This is a genomic window from Rhodanobacter sp. Col0626, from assembly GCF_049994385.1.
Lineage (GTDB): Bacteria > Pseudomonadota > Gammaproteobacteria > Xanthomonadales > Rhodanobacteraceae > Rhodanobacter.
On the sequence record NZ_CP188260.1, the window covers coordinates 3,949,135 to 3,966,545 of the forward strand.

The 17,411-nt window shown below is 64.3% G+C and carries 19 protein-coding genes; 13 read left to right on the forward strand and 6 right to left on the reverse strand.

Annotated elements, in window-relative coordinates:
• Nucleotides 1-306 precede the first annotated feature (306 nt).
• The 4 genes from ACPPVV_RS17420 to ACPPVV_RS17435 all read left to right on the forward strand — a co-directional run bounded on the left by ACPPVV_RS17420 (nt 307) and on the right by ACPPVV_RS17435 (nt 5,378).
• Nucleotides 307-828: a fimbrial protein gene (locus ACPPVV_RS17420; RefSeq protein ID WP_426701127.1), complete on the forward strand. Its 522-nt coding sequence runs from the start codon at nt 307-309 to the stop codon at nt 826-828.
• Nucleotides 829-919: 91 nt separating this feature from the next.
• Nucleotides 920-1,663 (forward strand): fimbrial biogenesis chaperone, encoded by a 744-nt coding sequence (locus tag ACPPVV_RS17425; RefSeq protein WP_426701128.1) that lies wholly within the window; start codon nt 920-922, stop codon nt 1,661-1,663.
• The gene (locus ACPPVV_RS17430) at nt 1,660-4,446 is read left to right on the forward strand and encodes a fimbria/pilus outer membrane usher protein (protein ID WP_426701129.1); all 2,787 of its coding nucleotides are present in this window, start codon (nt 1,660-1,662) and stop codon (nt 4,444-4,446) included. Before ACPPVV_RS17425 ends, ACPPVV_RS17430 begins: the two co-directional genes overlap by 4 nt.
• Nucleotides 4,443-5,378 (forward strand): fimbrial protein, encoded by a 936-nt coding sequence (locus ACPPVV_RS17435; RefSeq protein ID WP_426701130.1) that lies wholly within the window; start codon nt 4,443-4,445, stop codon nt 5,376-5,378. The genes ACPPVV_RS17430 and ACPPVV_RS17435 overlap by 4 nt, the downstream gene beginning before the upstream one ends.
• A 43-nt stretch (nt 5,379-5,421) precedes the next feature.
• Here the strand turns inward: ACPPVV_RS17435 and ACPPVV_RS17440 are convergent, their stop codons facing one another.
• Together ACPPVV_RS17440 and ACPPVV_RS17445 are read right to left on the reverse strand one after the other, a co-directional pair.
• Entirely contained in the window at nt 5,422-5,745 is a 324-nt protein-coding gene (locus tag ACPPVV_RS17440; protein ID WP_426701131.1) for a hypothetical protein, read from the reverse strand.
• Nucleotides 5,746-6,029: 284 nt separating this feature from the next.
• On the reverse strand, nt 6,030-6,776 hold the full coding sequence (locus tag ACPPVV_RS17445; RefSeq protein WP_426701132.1) for an FAD-binding oxidoreductase: 747 nt from the start codon (nt 6,774-6,776) through the stop codon (nt 6,030-6,032).
• A gap of 91 nt (nt 6,777-6,867) precedes the next feature.
• Between ACPPVV_RS17445 and ACPPVV_RS17450 the strand changes: the two genes are divergently transcribed.
• The 3 genes from ACPPVV_RS17450 to ACPPVV_RS17460 all read left to right on the forward strand — a co-directional run bounded on the left by ACPPVV_RS17450 (nt 6,868) and on the right by ACPPVV_RS17460 (nt 9,417).
• Entirely contained in the window at nt 6,868-7,827 is a 960-nt protein-coding gene (locus ACPPVV_RS17450) for an ATP-binding cassette domain-containing protein (protein WP_426701133.1), read from the forward strand.
• Nucleotides 7,824-8,603 carry an ABC transporter permease gene (locus ACPPVV_RS17455; RefSeq protein ID WP_426701134.1) on the forward strand — a complete coding sequence of 260 codons (780 nt, stop codon included), beginning with the start codon at nt 7,824-7,826 and terminating at the stop codon, nt 8,601-8,603. Before ACPPVV_RS17450 ends, ACPPVV_RS17455 begins: the two co-directional genes overlap by 4 nt.
• Nucleotides 8,604-8,697: 94 nt before the next feature.
• Nucleotides 8,698-9,417 (forward strand): pseudouridine synthase, encoded by a 720-nt coding sequence (locus tag ACPPVV_RS17460; RefSeq protein ID WP_426701135.1) that lies wholly within the window; start codon nt 8,698-8,700, stop codon nt 9,415-9,417.
• A 71-nt stretch (nt 9,418-9,488) separates the two neighbouring features.
• On the opposite strand, the gene ACPPVV_RS17465 is transcribed toward ACPPVV_RS17460, so the two are convergent.
• Both ACPPVV_RS17465 and tsaD read right to left on the reverse strand, forming a co-directional pair.
• Nucleotides 9,489-10,451, reverse strand: a complete 963-nt coding sequence (locus ACPPVV_RS17465; RefSeq protein ID WP_426701136.1) for an alpha/beta hydrolase family esterase — start codon at nt 10,449-10,451, stop codon at nt 9,489-9,491.
• Entirely contained in the window at nt 10,448-11,512 is a 1,065-nt protein-coding gene (gene tsaD / locus ACPPVV_RS17470) for a tRNA (adenosine(37)-N6)-threonylcarbamoyltransferase complex transferase subunit TsaD (RefSeq protein ID WP_426701137.1), read from the reverse strand. Before tsaD ends, ACPPVV_RS17465 begins: the two co-directional genes overlap by 4 nt.
• 68 nt (nt 11,513-11,580) lie before the next feature.
• On the opposite strand from tsaD, the gene rpsU reads away from it, so the two are divergent.
• The gene (gene rpsU, locus ACPPVV_RS17475) at nt 11,581-11,796 is read left to right on the forward strand and encodes a 30S ribosomal protein S21 (protein ID WP_007081639.1); all 216 of its coding nucleotides are present in this window, start codon (nt 11,581-11,583) and stop codon (nt 11,794-11,796) included.
• 206 nt (nt 11,797-12,002) lie between these two features.
• Nucleotides 12,003-12,449: a GatB/YqeY domain-containing protein gene (locus tag ACPPVV_RS17480; RefSeq protein ID WP_426701138.1), complete on the forward strand. Its 447-nt coding sequence runs from the start codon at nt 12,003-12,005 to the stop codon at nt 12,447-12,449.
• 4 nt (nt 12,450-12,453) lie between these two features.
• Here ACPPVV_RS17480 and ACPPVV_RS17485 read toward each other — a convergent pair whose 3' ends face one another.
• Nucleotides 12,454-12,756: a hypothetical protein gene (locus ACPPVV_RS17485; protein ID WP_426701139.1), complete on the reverse strand. Its 303-nt coding sequence runs from the start codon at nt 12,754-12,756 to the stop codon at nt 12,454-12,456.
• Nucleotides 12,757-12,864: 108 nt separating this feature from the next.
• Between ACPPVV_RS17485 and ACPPVV_RS17490 the strand changes: the two genes are divergently transcribed.
• A complete protein-coding gene (locus ACPPVV_RS17490; protein ID WP_426701140.1) occupies nt 12,865-13,035 on the forward strand; it encodes a DUF1328 domain-containing protein in 171 nt (56 codons plus the stop codon).
• A gap of 7 nt (nt 13,036-13,042) precedes the next feature.
• Here the strand turns inward: ACPPVV_RS17490 and ACPPVV_RS17495 are convergent, their stop codons facing one another.
• Nucleotides 13,043-13,684, reverse strand: a complete 642-nt coding sequence (locus ACPPVV_RS17495; protein WP_426701141.1) for a GNAT family N-acetyltransferase — start codon at nt 13,682-13,684, stop codon at nt 13,043-13,045.
• Nucleotides 13,685-13,771: 87 nt separating this feature from the next.
• Between ACPPVV_RS17495 and dnaG the strand changes: the two genes are divergently transcribed.
• The 3 genes from dnaG (at nt 13,772) to ACPPVV_RS17510 (ending at nt 17,273) form a co-directional block, all read left to right on the forward strand.
• Nucleotides 13,772-15,508, forward strand: coding sequence for a DNA primase (dnaG, locus tag ACPPVV_RS17500; RefSeq protein WP_426701142.1), 1,737 nt, complete (start codon nt 13,772-13,774; stop codon nt 15,506-15,508).
• Nucleotides 15,509-15,638: 130 nt separating this feature from the next.
• Nucleotides 15,639-16,259, forward strand: coding sequence for a DedA family protein (locus ACPPVV_RS17505; RefSeq protein WP_426701143.1), 621 nt, complete (start codon nt 15,639-15,641; stop codon nt 16,257-16,259).
• Between the two features lie 66 nt (nt 16,260-16,325).
• Nucleotides 16,326-17,273 carry a bile acid:sodium symporter family protein gene (locus ACPPVV_RS17510; protein WP_426703269.1) on the forward strand — a complete coding sequence of 316 codons (948 nt, stop codon included), beginning with the start codon at nt 16,326-16,328 and terminating at the stop codon, nt 17,271-17,273.
• The last annotated feature ends 138 nt before the right edge of the window (nt 17,274-17,411 follow it).

Genomic DNA, 17,411 nt, shown 5'->3' on the forward strand with positions numbered 1-17,411 from the left:
CGTATTACCCCCATCAAATTTAAGTGACGTGGTTCGCATTTTTGGTGACATAATTTGTCAGGGGATGACAGACGAAACGGCTGAATCCCTTATTCAGCTTCAAATATCCGGCTTTCGCAGTGGGCACAGTGCCTGTGGTCTATGCACTCATGCATAACTTGGCACGCGCATTGCTTACTCGGTTTCAGCCACGGCGAAATCTGCGGCCGGCAGCTCTGCCCGAGGGGACTTCTGAAGATCACCACTCCCGGACAAACGCTTGTCTCAACCCAGCAGCCCAACACCCATACTCACAAGGAAACCGCAATGAACAAGACCCTGATCTCCACCGCGCTGGTCGCCGTCGTGGCCGCCATCGGTTTCGCCCCGACTGCCCAGGCAGCAGGCGGCACCATCACCATCAGCGGCAAGGTGCTTGCCGATACCTGCGTCGTCGCCGTCAACGGCGGATCCACCGTAGCCCTGCCGACCGTCATGACGGCCGCGCTGAATACGGTTGGCTCGGTCGCCGGCGCCACCAACTTCTCCATCGGCCTGACCGGCTGCGATACCAACACCACCAGCGCCACGATGGCGTTCAGTGGCGCCAACATCAACAGCACCACGGGCAACCTCAACAACACGGCGGTCAGTGGCTCCAATGTCCAGGTTCAGCTGTTGAATGGCGCGTCCGTGATCAATACCTCCAACAACGCCAATGCCCCGGTGATCGCAGTTGCCGCCGGCGCCGGTACCGCCTCGCTCAAGGCCCAGTACATTGCAGCCACGGCGGCAGCCACGCCGGGTCTCGTTTCGTCGACCGTCAACTTCACACTGACCTATCTGTAAGTGGGAATCGGCGCGCTGCAGCCAGGAACCCTGGCTGCAGCGATCCTCCTGCCGATCGCCGCGGCGCCTTGATCCGAAACGGGATATCTCGATGAAAAGCCTGCTCTGCGCCGTTGGCGCAGCCTTGATTGCGCTTTCCACAATCAGCGGTGTTGCCGAAGCCAGCGTCGTGATCGCCGGTACACGCGTGGTGTTTCCGGCCGCCAATGGCGAGATCACGGTGCGCCTGAGCAACAACGGCAACCAGCCCGCTTTAGTCGAGGCATGGATCGACAGCGGCAACCCCGACTCCACCCCCGATACCGCGAATGTGCCGTTTCTGATTACACCGCCGCTGGCCCGCATGAATGCGGGCAAGGGCCAGAGCCTGCGCATCGTCTATACCAACCAGCCGTTGCCGAAGGATCGCGAATCGCTGTTCTGGATGAATGTGCTGGAGATTCCGCCCAAGCCCACGGCCAAGCCGGGCGAAGAGCAGAACACGCTGCAGTTCGCCGTGCGTTCGCGGCTCAAGTTTTTCTTCCGTCCGGCCAATCTGGCCGGCGATCCGCTCACCGCTGCCCAGCAAGTTACCTGGACCGTGGTCGCCGACGGCGCGGGCTACGCGCTGGAAGCTCACAACCCCACGCCGTACCACGTTACTTTCAGCAAGCTGTCCCTGAGCGTCGACAACACGGCCTACACACCCGACACCGGCATGGTGGCACCACTGTCTTCGCTGCGCCTGCCGATCAAGAACCTTGCCCATGCGCCGGCAGCGGGAACGACGGTCGACTACACCATCGTCAACGATTTCGGAGCCGCGGCGTCCTACAAAGGCACGATCTCGCCGTGAGTCCGACACGCGCCAGCACCCCGGTTGCAGCGACGCGCGGGCCGGTCGTCCGCCGCCAGCTGTTGTCGGCACTGATCGGCCTGGCGTTGTGCGGCTGGGGTGGCCATGTCATGGCTGCCGCCGCGGCAGCTTCGGGGGCCGCAGCGGCGGATGCCAATGCCTCGGCGGCCGATGCCAGTTTCGACCGCAGCATGCTTTCCGGTGCAGGCCAGAACACCACCGACCTGTCCCGCTTCGAACGCGGCAACTTCGTGCCTTCAGGCACCTACAGCGTCGACATCTACCTCAATGACGGCGCCATCGGCCGCACCGACGTGCGCTTCGCCGCGCCATCGGCCGACGCCAGTGCGGCGCCCTGCGTGACTGGGGCGTTGCTCGACAAGCTGGGGCTGCATCCGGGCAAGTTGTCGGCCCAGACCACGAGCGACCTGACCGACAACAGCGCCTGCGTCGACATGGCCAGCGTGATTCCCGGCGCCAGCATGACGTTCGACATGGCCGACCTGCGCCTGGACACCAGCGTGCCACAGGCCTACCTGGGACAGATGGCGCGCGGCTACGTCGACCCGAAATATTGGGATTCCGGCGTAACTGCCGGCTTGCTCGACTACAACTTCAACAGCTACCGCACCAGCAGCCAGGGTCTTGCGCAGACGTCGTCGTATCTGGGCTTGAACGCCGGGTTGAACCTGGGTCGGTGGCACGTCCGCGAGAATTCCTCGCTGACCTGGCAATCGGCTGCTGGCAGTGCGCGTTCCAGCCATCGCTGGCAGAACATCGCGACCTACGCGCAGCGCGACCTGCCGGGGATGCAAGCGCAGCTGACCGTGGGTGATTCCTGGACCAGCGGCGAGATTTTCGACAGCATCGGCCTGCGCGGCGTGCAGCTGGCCACCGACGACCGCATGCTGCCGCAGTCGCTGCGCGGTTATGCACCCACCGTACGCGGCGTCGCCGACAGCAATGCCAAAGTGGTCGTGCGCCAGAATGGCATGCTGATTTACCAGACCACCGTCGCACCGGGCCCGTTCACCATCGATGACCTGTACGCCACCGGCTACGGTGGCGATTTCGAGGTCAGCGTGACCGAAGCGAATGGCCGCGTACATACGTTCTCGGTGCCGTATGCCTCGGTGCCGCAGTTGCTGCGTCCGGGCGTCATTCGTTTCAGCGTGGCGGCCGGCCAGCTTCGCGACGAGTCGATCGAGCACAAGCCAGGCGTGGTGCAGGCCACCTTGCAGCGCGGGTTCACCAACATGTTGACCGGTTACGCCGGCGTGGCGGGTTCGCAAGGCTACGCCGCGGTTCTGTTGGGCAGCGCGCTGAACACGCGTTATGGCGCGTTCGCCGTGGATGTCACCGCCGCGCACACGCGCATCCCGGGCCTGGACACGATGTCCGGTCAGAGCGTACGTCTGAGCTACAGCAAGACGCTGGCGCAGACCGGCACCTCGCTGACCGTGGCCGCCTACCGCTATTCAACCAGCGGCTATCTCACCCTGGGCGATGCCGTGCGGGCGCGCGACTATGCGCGCCGCGGCCTGCCCGTGTTTGCCTCCGGCCGCCCCACCTATCCGCAGACGATCAACGGCATTCCGGTGTCGGATCTGCTCACGCCGGCACAGCAGGCCGCACTGACCGGCAACGACTATCGCGATGGCCTGGTCCCGACAGGCGTGGATCGCCAGCGCAACAATTTCAGCATTACCCTCAGCCAGCGGCTGGGGACACGCGGCGGCTCGCTCTACGTCAACGGGTCGGCACGCAACTACTGGAACCGCAACGACACCGACACGCAGTTCCAGGTCGGCTACAACAACTCGATTGGCCGGATGAGCTACAACATCTCGGCCAGCCGCGAGCGCGACCTGTCCGGGCGCAGCGACAATCGCTACATGGCCAATGTCACGATCCCGCTGGGCAACAGTTCGCATACTCCCACCCTCACCGGTGGGCTCACCCGCGACAGCAGTGGCGGCATGCAGGAACAGGCCACGCTCAGCGGTACCGCCGGGGTCGATGACCGCTTCAACTATGGCGCCACCGCCACGCACGACAGCGGCGATACCGGCACGACGGGAAGCACCGGCAGCATCAATGCGGGCTACCGCGGCACGTATGCACAGCTCAACGCCGGATTCGGTGCGGGCAGCGGCTACTCGCAGTCGTCGCTGAACGTGGCCGGCGGCATCGTCGCCCATCCGGGCGGCGTCACTTTCGGCCAGTCACTGGGCGACACCGTGGCCATCGTGGAGGCACCGGATGCCGAGGGCGCACGCGTCGGCAATGCAGCTGGCGTACGTATCGACCACGCCGGCTACGCACTCGTGCCATATGTCACCCCCTACATTCTCAATACGATCGACATCGATCCCACCGGCCTGTCGCTGGACGTGCAGCTCGACAACACCAGTGCGCAGATAGTGCCGCGTGCCGGTGCCGTGGTCATCGTGAAGTTCAAGAGCGAAAGCGGCCGTTTTGTGCTGATCCAGGCGCATCTGGCGGACGGCACGACCTTGCCGTTCGGTGCAGAAGTCATCGACGACCAGGGCCAGACGATCGGCGTTGTCGGCCAGGCCGGGCGCATCATGATGCGTACCGCCAATGAATCCGGACGTCTGAACGTGCAGTGGCAGGACCAGGATGTCACCCGGACCTGTTCGTTCCCCTACCAGTTGAAATCACGCAGCAAGGGCAAGCGAATCGTTGGCGCCATCGAGCAGATCGATGCGACCTGTGACCAGCCCCATGCCACGGCGCAGGTCGCCAGGAGCGGAACATGATGCGCACTACCTGGCTGTGGATAACGCTGCTCCTGCTGGCTCTGGTACCGGCTGTCGCCAGCGCAAAATGCCAATACAGTTCCGGTCGCGCCACCACCGTCACCTTCAGTCTGCCCACGGCCATCAACATCCCGGCCAATATGGCTGACGGTGCGATCATTGCTACCTCGGTGCAGGCTACCCCCGCCAACCCGCCGGATATCACTTGCGGTAGTATTTTTGGAGGGGAGACGGTGTCATATGGCGTGGTCAATTCCCGCGGCGGATACCTGGCGGACAATGTCACTTACGAAACCGGCATCCCGGGCCTGGGCTACCGCATTACCCACCCGACCAGCTATCTGACGCCTTACCCGCAAAATACCGAGAACGTTACCACCACGACGTTCAGCGTGACCTCCGGCCTCCAATTGATCAAGACCGGTGCGATCGCCTCAGGCAGCGTGCTGGCGGCAGGCGATCTTGCCGACTGGCGATGGAGCACGCTGTATCCGGAGACCTTCCGGCTCGGCAACACCATCACCTTCACCACGCCAAGCTGCACCCTTGTCACCGATCCGACCAACGTCGTTCTGCCCACCGTGTCCAGCAGTGCGTTCACCGGCGTCGGCTCGACTTCGGGCAAGAAGCCTTTTCAGATCCTGTTGTCGTGCCCATCGGGCACCGCGGTGAAGAAGATCACCATGCATACCGCATCTGCAGACAGCCATGCCGGCGTGGTCGCGCCGACCGTGGGTGCTGGATATGCGCTTGGCGTGGGCGTGCAGGTTCTCGACGGCAATTCGAACGCGGTGGTTTTCGAGAACCAGACCGTAGTGACGCCGAACGCCACGACCTCCATCCCCTATTACGCCCAGTATTTCCAGACCGCACCGACGGTTTCCGGCGGCAACGTCAAAGCCACCGTCACCTTCGATATTTTCTACCAGTAGTCGGATCCGCAAGCCGTTTACCGTGGCACCGCTTCCACCAGGCTCAGTCGTAAATGTAGACGACGACTTTCGCCGTGGCTTCGCTGCTGCCGGCGGCACCAGCGTAGCTGGCAAAGTAATCGAGGAGGCGGTCGTGCGACAGGTCGGCCACCGCCAGATCGGTCACTGTTCGCGAGAATGAGCGACCGGGATTCGTCGACGTACGGCCGCAACTCAGGTGGTTGCGGACGGATTCATTGCTGGAGCCCAGCGCGGCACCGTTGGACGCGCCTTCCATGGAACAGGTCGGTTCGACCACCGCACCTGAAAAGACGATGCGATTGATCGCCGCTGCATGCGCGGCCGGCACGCCGATGAGCATGGTCAAGACGCAGCCCGCCAATGCTTTACCCAAGGAGCCTGTCATACCGTCACCTCACGAGGTGCTCCGCCGATGCGGTGCCTCTCATTGGCTTTCGGCATGAGCGGCGCAGGCTTGACGGGCTTGAGCGGGCTCACCTCATGAAATGTGACTCACATCACATTATTGGGCGATCCGGCACCGCAAACCGGTCGTCTGCGTGGCAGCTTCCACAACTAAGCCTTGCGGAGTTAACCGCTCGTGAGCCCTTGGTGAACGAACATGACGCCTCATCGGTCACCCGAGGGTGATCACCGCGACGAAATGTACTTCTCGCGCCTGATTTGCGGCACCGGCAGGCCGAACTCCTTCAGCGCGGCGAATGCGGCATCGACCATGTTCGGGTTGCCGCACAGGTAGGCGATGTCGCGATCGGCATGCGGGCCGAGTTCGGCCAGCACGTTTTGTACGTGGCCGCTACGGTCGTGGGGGCGCGCGATGGCACGGGCTTCGCGGCTCAGGCAGCCATGGAAGAGGAAGCCGGGGTGGGTTTCCGCGAAGGCTTCGAACTCGGCGCCATAGAGCAATTCGGTTTCGTTACGGGCGCCGTACAGCAGCACCACCTCGCGATCGCCCTTGGCCAGCAGTTTTTCGATCTGCGGCAACATGGCGCGATACGGGGTGACGCCGGTACCGGTGGCCAGCAGCAGGTAGCGCGGATGGGCGTCGGCGGCCTGCAGGCAGAAGCGACCGTAGGGACCGCTGGCGTCGATAACGCCGTCCAGAGGCAACTCGCCGAGCAGTTTCGTCGCCGCGCCGCCCTCGACATAACTCACGGCGATTTCGATGCGCTGCACCGGCGAGCTGCCATCGCCGATGGTGGCCACCGAGTAGCTGCGCTTGGTCGCGGTGCCGTCGTCGTAATGGAAGTGGACCTGCAGGAACTGGCCCGGCTGGAACGCCAGCGGCTGGCCGTCGACGCGCTCGAACACGAGGTGGCGCACCGCCGGAGCGAGCATGCGACTGTCGACGAGACGGAGCTGGAAATGGTCGGCCATGGAGTTTTCCGGAAACGGTGTGTGCCGCCTGGCAGGTCAGGCAGCGGAACATAGCCCGCTATAATAAAGGCTAACCCCCTCGGTGCAGCCCATGTCCCCGCTCTCCCCCGATACGCCCCCCGCGCTTGTCGTCGAAAACCTGCGTAAAACCTATGGCAATGGCGTCGAAGCGCTCAAGGGCATCAGCCTGACCGTGCAGCCCGGCGACTTTTTTGCCCTGCTCGGCCCCAACGGCGCCGGCAAATCCACCCTGATCGGCATCCTTTCCTCGCTGGTGAACTCCACGTCGGGCGACGCGCGGGTATTCGGCGTGTCGGTCAACCAGGACCGCAGCGAAGCGATGCGGTTGATCGGGCTGGTGCCGCAGGAGATCAACTTCAACCAGTTCGAGAAACCGTTCGACATCTGCGTGAACGAGGCCGGTTTCTACGGCATCCCGCGCAAGGAGGCGGCGAGGCGCGCGGAGAAATACCTGAAGGAACTGCGCCTGTGGGACAAGGCGCAGATGCAGGCACGCACCTTGTCCGGCGGCATGAAGCGGCGGCTGATGATCGCCCGCGCGATGATGAACGAGCCGAAGCTGCTGATCCTCGACGAGCCAACGGCCGGTGTGGACATCGAGATCCGCCGCTCGATGTGGCAGTTCGTCAGCGCCATCAATGCGGCTGGCACCACGGTGATCCTGACTACGCATTACCTGGAGGAAGCCGAGTCGCTGTGCCGCAACATCGCGATCATCGACCACGGCACCATCATCGAGAACACCAGCATGAAGCGCCTGCTGGCGACGCTGGACGTGGAAACCTTCGTGCTGGACGTGGCCACGATGCCGGCCGAGCTGCCGGATTTGCCCAACGTCAGTCTGCGCCGCCGCGACGAACATACGCTGGAGGCTGAAATGGCCCGCTCGCACGACCTCAATTCATTGTTCGCGGCGTTGTCCGCCAACGGCATCACGGTGACCTCGATGCGCAACAAGACCAACCGGCTGGAGGAGTTGTTCGTGCGACTCGTCGAAGGTGGCCGCAACGACAAGGAGCGGGCCGCATGAGCAACACCGCCGCCAACCTCGTTGCACTCGGCACCCTGGTGCGCCGCGAGATCGTGCGCATCATGCGCATCTGGACCCAGACGCTGATCCCGCCGGCGATCACGATGACGCTGTACTTCGTGATCTTCGGCAAGCTGATCGGCAGCCGCATCGGCACCATCGAGGGCGGCTTCAGCTACATGCAGTACCTCGTCCCCGGGTTGGTGATGATGAGCATCATCACCAACAGCTACGGCAATATTTCCAGCTCGTTCTTCGGCGCCAAGTTCAGCCGCGCCGTGGAGGAAATGCTGGTGTCGCCAATGCCGAACTGGGTGATCCTGCTGGGTTACGTCACCGGCGCGGTGGCGCGCGGGCTCGTCGTCGGCATCCTGGTGTTGCTGATTGCGCTGTTCTTCACCGACCTGCATGTGCTGCATCCGTTGATCACGTTCGCCTCGGTCTTGCTGGGCGCCACGATCTTTTCGCTGGCCGGTTTCGTCAACGCGGTGTACGCGAAGAAATTCGATGACATCGCGCTGGTGCCGACCTTCATCCTGACCCCGCTGACCTACCTCGGCGGCGTGTTCTATTCGGTCAACATGCTGGGCGAACCGTGGCAGGCGATCTCGCGCGCCAACCCGATCCTGTACATGGTGAATGCGTTCCGCTTCGGCGTGCTCGGCATCAGCGACGTGCATGTCGGGGTGGCGTTCGCGGTGATGCTCGGCTTCGTGGTCGCACTGTCGATCGTGGCGCTGCAGCTGCTGAAGCGCGGCGTCGGGCTGCGCTCCTGATCTGTACCTGTGTGGGAGCGGCTTCAGCCGCGATGCTTCTGCTCTTCCACCCGCAAGAGCATCGCGACTGAAGTCGCCTACAACGAGATCCGGCATGCGCGTCAACAAATACATCAGCGAAGCCGGCCTGTGCTCGCGCCGCGAGGCGGATGAGCTGCTGTTGGCTGGCCGCGTCAGCATCAATGGCGAGGTGGTCACGACGGGCGCCAAGGCGCTGGACGGTGACGAGGTGCGCGTGGATGGCGAGATCGTCAGGGCGCGCATCCTGGCCGCCACCCCGGCCACGAAGAAAGCCATTTACGTCGCGCTGAACAAGCCGGTCGGCATCACCTGCACCACCGACCACGGGGTGGACGGCAATATCGTCGATTTCATCGATCATCCGCAGCGGATCTTTCCGATCGGCCGGCTGGACAAGGATTCAGAAGGATTGATCCTGCTGACCAGCAACGGTGACATCGTCAACGAGATCCTGCGCGCGGAGAACAACCACGAGAAGGAATACCTGGTCGGCGTGAACAAGGCCGTCACCGACGAATTTCTCGCCGGTATGGCCAAGGGCGTGCGCATCCACAACCAGATGACCCAGCCGTGCCGCGTTCGGCGCATCGCGAAATTCGGCTTCTCGATCGTGCTGACCCAGGGTCTGAACCGGCAGATTCGCCTGATGGCGGCTGCGTTCGGCTATCGCGTCACCCAGCTGCGCCGCGTGCGCATCGACAACGTGAAGCTGGCCCACCTGAAAGTCGGCCAGTGGCGCAACCTCACCGAGGCGGAGCTGAAAGGCCTGCTGCCTGGACGCACGCAGTGGTAACCGCGACTCCCTGCGGGATTTGATGACCGGCATCCGGCCCCGCCATGCCGTCGGGCATACGACACGTCAGGCTACTGGCCTGGACTGACCAGCTGGCCGATGATGTCGCTTGCGTCGACGACGTGTGTCGCCTTGCCGACCAGGAACCGCGGCAGGTATTGCGGTCCACCCGGCCAGGTGTGACCACCACCGGCCACTTCGTACAGCGTGACCTGAACGCCACCTTCGCAATCCGGATAATCGCGACGGATCACTTCAATACCGTCATCGGGTGCACCAACTGCGGCATCGCGGCTGGTCGCACTGCAGTGGTTTGCGGCTGCCCAGTCGCCCATGGTCAGCGGCACGGGCAGCACCTCGCCACCGCCGGGCACATGGATCCTGCCACCTTCGAACGGATCGATCGGGTCACTCTTGCCATGGAATTCGATCACGCCGAGCGGGCGGGTCGGATGGCAGCCCGCCATCAGTGACGGCGCGGGGGTGCCACTGACCGGCACAATCGCGGTCACCCGGTCCGCCAGCCTGCATCCCAGCCATTGCACCAGATGCGCACCGTTGGAAAATCCGGTGAGCACCACGTGGCGCGGATCAATGCTGTATTGCGCCTGCAGCCGATCCAGCAAGGTACGCGTGAAAGACACATCGTCCACGCCCGCCTTGTCCGCCTCGCTGCCGACCCCGGCAGCCCAGGACCGGTCAATGCCCTGCGGGTAGACCACGATGAAACCGGATCGGTCGGCGACCGGATCCAGGCCGGTCAGATGCACCATTTTTTCCGGCGAGCTGTAGTGACCGTGAAAGGCGATCACCAGCGGCACCGCGTGCCCGGCGCGATAACCGGCGGGTACATGCACCAGCCACTGCCGACTGCGACCATCGATGACCGCCGATTGCGCCAGATCGCCGGAGGCCGGAACCCACAGCCAGTACCCGCCCGTCAATACAACGGCAACGATCACCAGCAGACACGCAATCAGCCAGCGGCGCCCCTTGCGGAACCTGCTGCGCGAACCGGCGACCGGAATGTTCATGCCGCTGGCAAGCTCTGCAGATCCCAGCGCGGGCGCACCTGCACGGTTTCGTCCTGGTGCTGGCCGCTGGCCAGGCGGATCGCGCCGGCCAGCGCGATCATCGCGCCGTTGTCGGTGCAGAAATCCAGCCGCGGAAAGTACACCTGGAATCCGTCCTTCTCACCGGCCCTGGCCAGTTCGCTGCGCAGTCTTCGGTTGGCACCGACGCCGCCGGCGATCACCAGCCGCTGCGCGCCACTGGCCGCCAGCGCGCGGCGGCATTTGATGATCAGCGTGTCGACGATGGCTTCTTCGAACGCCCGGGCGATGTCGGCGCGGGTCTGTTCGCCCTGATCCGATTTCTGCCAGGCCAGCAACACCTGGGTTTTCAGGCCGGAGAAGCTGAAATCCAGACCGGGGCGGTCGGTCATCGGGCGGGAGAATCGGAACGCGCCCGCCCGGCCCTGCTCGGCCAGTTTCGCCAGCGCCGGGCCGCCGGGATACGGCAAGCCCATCATCTTCGCGGTCTTGTCGAACGCCTCGCCGGCGGCGTCGTCCAGCGTGTCGCCCAGGATGGTGTACTGGCCGATCGCCTTGACCTCGACCAGCATCGAATGGCCGCCGGAGACCAGAAGCGCGACGAACGGCGGTTCGGGCGGGTTTTCCTCCAGCAGCGGGGCCAGCAGGTGGCCTTCCATGTGATGCACCCCGATCGCCGGTACGCCCAGCGCCCAGGCCAGTGCGCGCCCGGCCGACGCCCCGACCAGCAGCGCGCCGACGAGGCCGGGGCCAGCGGTATAAGCCACCCCGCCCAGGTCCTGCACGGTCAACCCGGCCTGGGCCAGCGCCTCGCGGATCAGCGGCAGCAGCTTGCGCACATGGTCGCGGCTGGCCAGCTCCGGCACCACGCCGCCGTAATCGGCGTGCAGCTTGATCTGGCTGTAAAGCGTATGTGCCAGCAGGCCGCGACCCGGCGCCTCCGGCTCCCAGCGCAGCAGCGCCACGCCGGTTTCGTCGCAGGAGGTCTCGATTCCCAGCACGGGCTTGTTGAAAGTCGGCTTTGAAAATTCTTGGATGTTCACGGTATAATTCGCGGCTCGCCCTATTTGACAGTCCCGTACATGCGGGCAGATTACCACTCGGAGTTTCCATGCCCAACGTAAAAGTTCGCGAGAACGAGCCGTTCGAGATTGCACTGCGTCGTTTCAAGCGTACCTGCGAGAAGGCCGGCGTCCTGGCTGAAACGCGCAAGCGTGAGTTCTACGAAAAGCCGACCCAGGAGCGCAAGCGCAAGCGCGCTGCCGCGGTGAAGCGTCACCTGCGTCGTCTGTCGCGGGACGTCTCGCGCAAAGTCCGTCTGTACTGAGTTTCCCGATCCGCCGCCTCGCGGTGGATCATGCAGCGCTCCGGCGCTGCGCATGGAAGGAAACACGGTCGGCGCGGGTTCTCGCAGCCACCGCACGCTCTCGGATTCGACATTGGCCGGTGTTGTCCTTTGGATAACGCCGGCTTTGTCGTTTCCGTAGAATCAGCTTTCCATCGCCATCTGCCCACTTCCCGAGACTATTCGCCATGACACTCACGCAGAAGCTCACCGAAGACATGAAGACCGCCATGCGCGGCGGCGACAAGCATCGGCTGGGCGTGATCCGGCTGATGCTGGCCGCGATCAAGCAGCGCGAAGTGGATGAACGGATCGAACTGGATGACGTGCAGGTGCTGAGCGTGCTGGAAAAGATGCTCAAGCAGCGCAAGGATTCGGTCAGCCAGTTCGATGCCGCCAGCCGCGAGGACCTGTCGGCGATCGAGCGTGCCGAGATGGTGGTGATCGAGACCTACCTGCCGAGCAAGCTGGACGAAGCCGAGATCGATGCGCTGATCGATGCCGCGATCGCCGAGACCGGCGCCAGCTCACCGCGCGACATGGGCAAGGTGGTGGCCGCGGTGAAAGAGAAAGCCGCCGGCCGCGCCGACATGGGCGTGGTCTCGGGCAAGATCAAGGCGCGACTGGCCGGTTGAAGCTTCACGCCGCGCGTGCGGTCAGCAGCACGATCAGCGCCAGCAGCACCAGCAAGCCGCCGATGACCGCGAACGCGATGATCCGGCGGCGCCGACGCAAGCGCTGCCAGTTCGCCTGATCCAGGAAATAACGCCCCTCACCCGGGCAGCGCAACACCGCGTGGCCAACCAGCTGATGCCAGGCCATGCCCGGCTTAAGTCCCAACTGCTCCGCGCTGCGCGCCTGCGTCGCACTGGTGGCTCCAGCCCGCTCGAACGCGCGTACCAAGGCGCGCTGACGGTGCATCATCACTGCCGTGATCACCATGGGTGTCGTTCCTGGCGGCGATGCATCACGTTCACGCCGTTTTCGCTACAAAACGGCCTCGACTCGCCGGGCGCCCCGCGCGGGCGGATATCGTCGCAGGAGAAGTACATGCTGAAGTGGGCCATTATTTTCGCCATTGTCTCATTGGTCACCGGCTGGCTCGGCTTTGGCGGGGTTTCCGGCGCCACGGCCACCATCGCCAAAGTGCTGTTTGCGTGCTTCGTGATCCTGTTCCTGCTTGCCCTGCTGGCGGTCATTGGCGTCATCCACCTGCTCTGACGACGAGTCAGGCCGGCGCCTGCCATTGCATGCGCCGGTGATCCGGCACGCGGCCCCGCGCATTGGCCAGGCGCGAATGGCGCTCGCCGATCACCATGAAACCCAGCCGCTGATAGAGCCGCTGGGCGTCCGGGTTGGTCGTCGCCACATCCAGGATCACCCTGACGGCAGCCCGACCGGCGGCGGCGCCCGGCCTCGAGGCGAGCAAGTGGTGGACCAATGCCGAGCCAAACCCGTTGCCGCGCAGCGACGGGTGCACGCCCAGGTGTCCCAGGTAGTAGATCTCACCGGCCGGCGGCGGTATCACCGATTCCGTCTTCAATCCCCGCGCTATCACCCCCGCTGCGCGATGCCAGCCGTAATGACCGAGGATCTGCCGCGCCGCGGCCCGCGTGAACGGCCACTTGGTGTCGCCACCATACCCCGCACCCACCGCCACCACCTCACCGTCCAGCTCGCCCACCACGTGGTTGCGCCAGCCGAACTCACCCGCGCCATCCGTGAACGCCCGGTGCAGGAATGCGTGCGCACCGCCCACGCCAGGCACCGCGAACACATATTCGAACGCCGCCGGCCCGGAACTGTGGATCAACGGCACCGCCGCAGCCGCGTCCGCCACCGTGGCCGGGCGAAAGGTCAGTCCAGCCATCGTCATCGCCCCCTGGTTGGGAATACTGCCGAGTTTACGTAATCCGGCCGAGCCTCCCCAGCGGCAACCGACTAAACTGCAACTCTCATGCGTGGCCTGATCCCCGACAGCTTCATCGATGAACTGCTTGCCCGCGTCGACATCGTCGACGTGATCGAGCGGCGGGTGCCGTTGAAAAAGGCCGGGCGCGAGTGGACGGCATGCTGCCCGTTCCACAACGAACGCACACCGTCGTTCTATGTGAGTCCGGCCAAGCAGTTCTTCCACTGTTTCGGCTGCGGCGCGCATGGCAGCGCGGTGAAGTTCCTGATGGACTACGAACGACTGGAGTTTCCCGACGCGGTCGAGGAACTGGCGCAGACGGTCGGCCTGACGGTGCCGCGCGAGGGCGGTCGCGAGGCGGCCCCGCGCGAGGACAAGACCGACCTCTATGCCCTGCTGGATGCCGCCGCCGGCTGGTATGAGGGCGAGCTGCCGCGCAACGCGGACGCGCAGGCGTATTGCAAAAAGCGTGGGCTGGATGCGGAAACGATCAAGCGCTTCCGCCTCGGCTGGGCGCCGGCCGGCTACGACGGCGTGATCAAGTCGCTCGGCAACAGCCCGCGTCGGATGGAGCTGCTGAACGAGGCCGGGATGGTCGCGTCGAGCGAGCGCGGCAGCAAGTACGACCGCTTTCGTGAGCGGCTGATGTTTCCGATCCTGGATCGTCGCGGCCGGGTGATCGCGTTCGGTGGACGGGTGTTGAGTGCGGAGCAATCGCCGAAATACCTCAACTCGCCGGAAACCCCGCTGTTCCACAAGGGCCGCGAACTGTTCGCGCTGTGGCAGGTGAAGCAGGCCAACGCGAACCTGCTGCGGATCGTGGTGGTCGAGGGCTACATGGACGTGATCGCGCTGCACCAGGCCGGCCTGCCGATCGCGGTGGCCACGCTGGGCACGGCGACCACGCCGGAGCATACCGAAGTACTGTTTCGCGCCGCGCCGGACGTGGTGTTCTGCTTCGACGGCGACCGCGCCGGCCGTGCCGCGGCGTGGAAGGCGCTGGAATCGGCGCTGCCGCGGTTGCGCGATGGCCGCCAGGCATACTTCCTGTTCCTCCCCGACGGCGAGGACCCGGATTCGCTGGTGCGCAAGGAAGGCAGGGACGGCTTCGAAAAACGTATCAAGGATGCGATGCCGTTGTCGGATTATTTCTTCAACGAGCTGTCGCACGACGTGGAGATGGGCAGCCTCGATGGGCGCGCCCGACTGGCTGAGCGCGCCCGCCCGCTGATCGCCAAGTTGCCGGACGGCGCATTTCGCGACCTGATGGCGCAGGAGCTGGAAAAACGCAGCGGTGCGCGCGCCATGTTGCAGCCCGATCCGGCGGCGCAGCGCGCGATGCAGCGGCCCACGGCGGTGCAGCGCAGCCTGGTGCGCAGCGCGATTTCATTGCTGTTGGCACAACCGGGCGTGGCCGACCAGGTAGAAAAGCCCTATCGCTTTTTACGCCTGGATAAACCCGGGGTGGAACTGCTGGCCGAACTGCTCGACATCTCGCGCTCGCGGCCCGGCATCAACTCCGCGATGCTGGTGGAGCATTTCGCGGAGCGACCGGAGTATCCCTCGTTGCAAAAGCTGATGGCGGCGATGTCGGTGGGCGAACCGGAAAGCCAGCGCATCGAATTCTTCGATGCGCTGGGCCGGATGGAGGATCAGGCGATCACCCAGCGTCGCGATGCGCTGACCGCGAAGAGCCGCGACGGCAAACTGGAAAACGCGGAAAAGGCGGAATTGCGCGAATTGCTGGCCGCCCGTGTGCGACCACCGGTGGCCTCGGCATGATCACGACGGTGTGCCGCGTGCCGCTGGACTCCCGGCCTCGGCCCGCTCCTTCGAGCCGGCGTCACGACCCGACTGTGGGATCATGCCCGACTGCGATGGTGCAGGTTTCGCATGAGGTGCAGGGATAGCGATGGATTTGCTGCAACAACTGATCACGATCTTCGCCGAAAACGGCTATGTCGCGGTGTTCATCGCGCTGATGATCTGCGGTGCCGGCCTGCCGCTGCCGGAAGACATCACCCTGGTCGCCGGCGGCGTGATCGCGGGCCTCGGCTACGCCAACGTGCATGTCATGTTTGCGCTGACGATGTTCGGTGTACTGCTGGGTGACGCCGCCATCTTCATGCTCGGCCACCATTACGGCGCACGTATCCTACAGTGGCGTTTCGTGGCGCGCGTGCTCACCCCCGAACGCTATGCGATGGTTCAGGAAAAATTCGATCGCTACGGCAACCGCATGCTGTTCTTCGCGCGGTTTCTGCCCGGCATGCGTACCACGGTCTACCTCACCGCCGGCACCACGCATCGGGTGTCGTTCCTGCGCTTCCTGCTGATCGACACGCTGGCGGCACTGATCAGCGTACCTTTCTGGGTCTATCTCGGTTTCTTCGGTGCCGACAACCACGACTGGCTGGTGAAATGGATTCATCGCGGCCAGAGCAGCCTGTGGGCGCTGGTCGGCCTTCTGTTGCTGATCGTACTGGTGTTGTGGTGGCGACGTCGCAGCCGCGATCGCTGCAGGCTGGATTGAATCGCCGGCACGCCGTTGCGCCGTTTTCTTCCCGATAACTTCACCCTCGCGCTGCTGGCCACGGTGATGCTGGCCTCGTTGCTTCCTTGCCAGGGTGAGGCGGCAAGGGTTTTCGGTGGCATCACCGATGTGGCGATCGCACTGCTGTTTTTCCTGCATGGCGCCAAGCTGCCGCGCGCGGCGATCATGCAAGGCCTTGTCCACTGGCGGCTGCACCTGACCGTATTCGCCAGCACCTTCGTGTTGTTCCCGCTGCTGGGGCTGGCACTGCAACCACTCGGGCACGCATGGCTGACACCCCAGCTTTACCTGGGTGTGCTGTTCGTCTGCCTGCTGCCGTCGACGGTGCAGTCATCGATCGCGTTCACCTCGATCGCCGGCGGCAATGTGTCCGCGGCAGTGGTGAGCGCATCGCTGTCGAACCTGATCGGCATCGTGTTGACTCCGTTGCTGGCCGGCCTGCTGCTGAGCCGCCACGGCGACACCGGCACGTCGTGGCACGGCGTGCTGGATATCGTGCTGCAGTTGCTGCTGCCGTTCGTGCTGGGGCACCTCGCCCAACGCTGGATCGGTGGTTTCATCGCCCGGCACAAACCGCTGCTCGGCTTCACCGACCAGGGCACGATCCTGCTGGTGGTCTATACCGCGTTCAGCGCGGCCGTGGTCGAAGGACTATGGCGGAATACACCGTTCTCCGCCCTGCTCTCCACACTGGCGATGTGCGCGCTGCTGCTGGCGCTGGTGATGCCGACGCTCACCTGGATCACCCGACGACTCGGCTTTTCGCGCGAGGACGAAATCACCATTGTGTTCTGCGGCTCCAAGAAGAGCCTGGCCAGCGGTATCCCGATGGCAAAGATCCTGTTCGCCGGACAAGTCGGCGGCCTGGGTGCCCTGGTGCTGCCACTGATGATTTTTCATCAGCTGCAGCTGATGGTGTGTGCGTTGGTGGCTCGGCGCTACGCGGCACGTGGTGATCTTGCAGGTGCTGAAGTTCGCCACGAAACCGATTGAAGCCTCCCGGGCTTTCCGTGGAATCGGTGTCGTAGTGGGCAATGCCCGCCCTGTCACTGAAATGCCGCCCCGTAGGAGCCCGCTGGCGGGCGATGCTCTTCGGTCCCCGCATGCCCTGAAAGAGCATCGCCCGCCAGC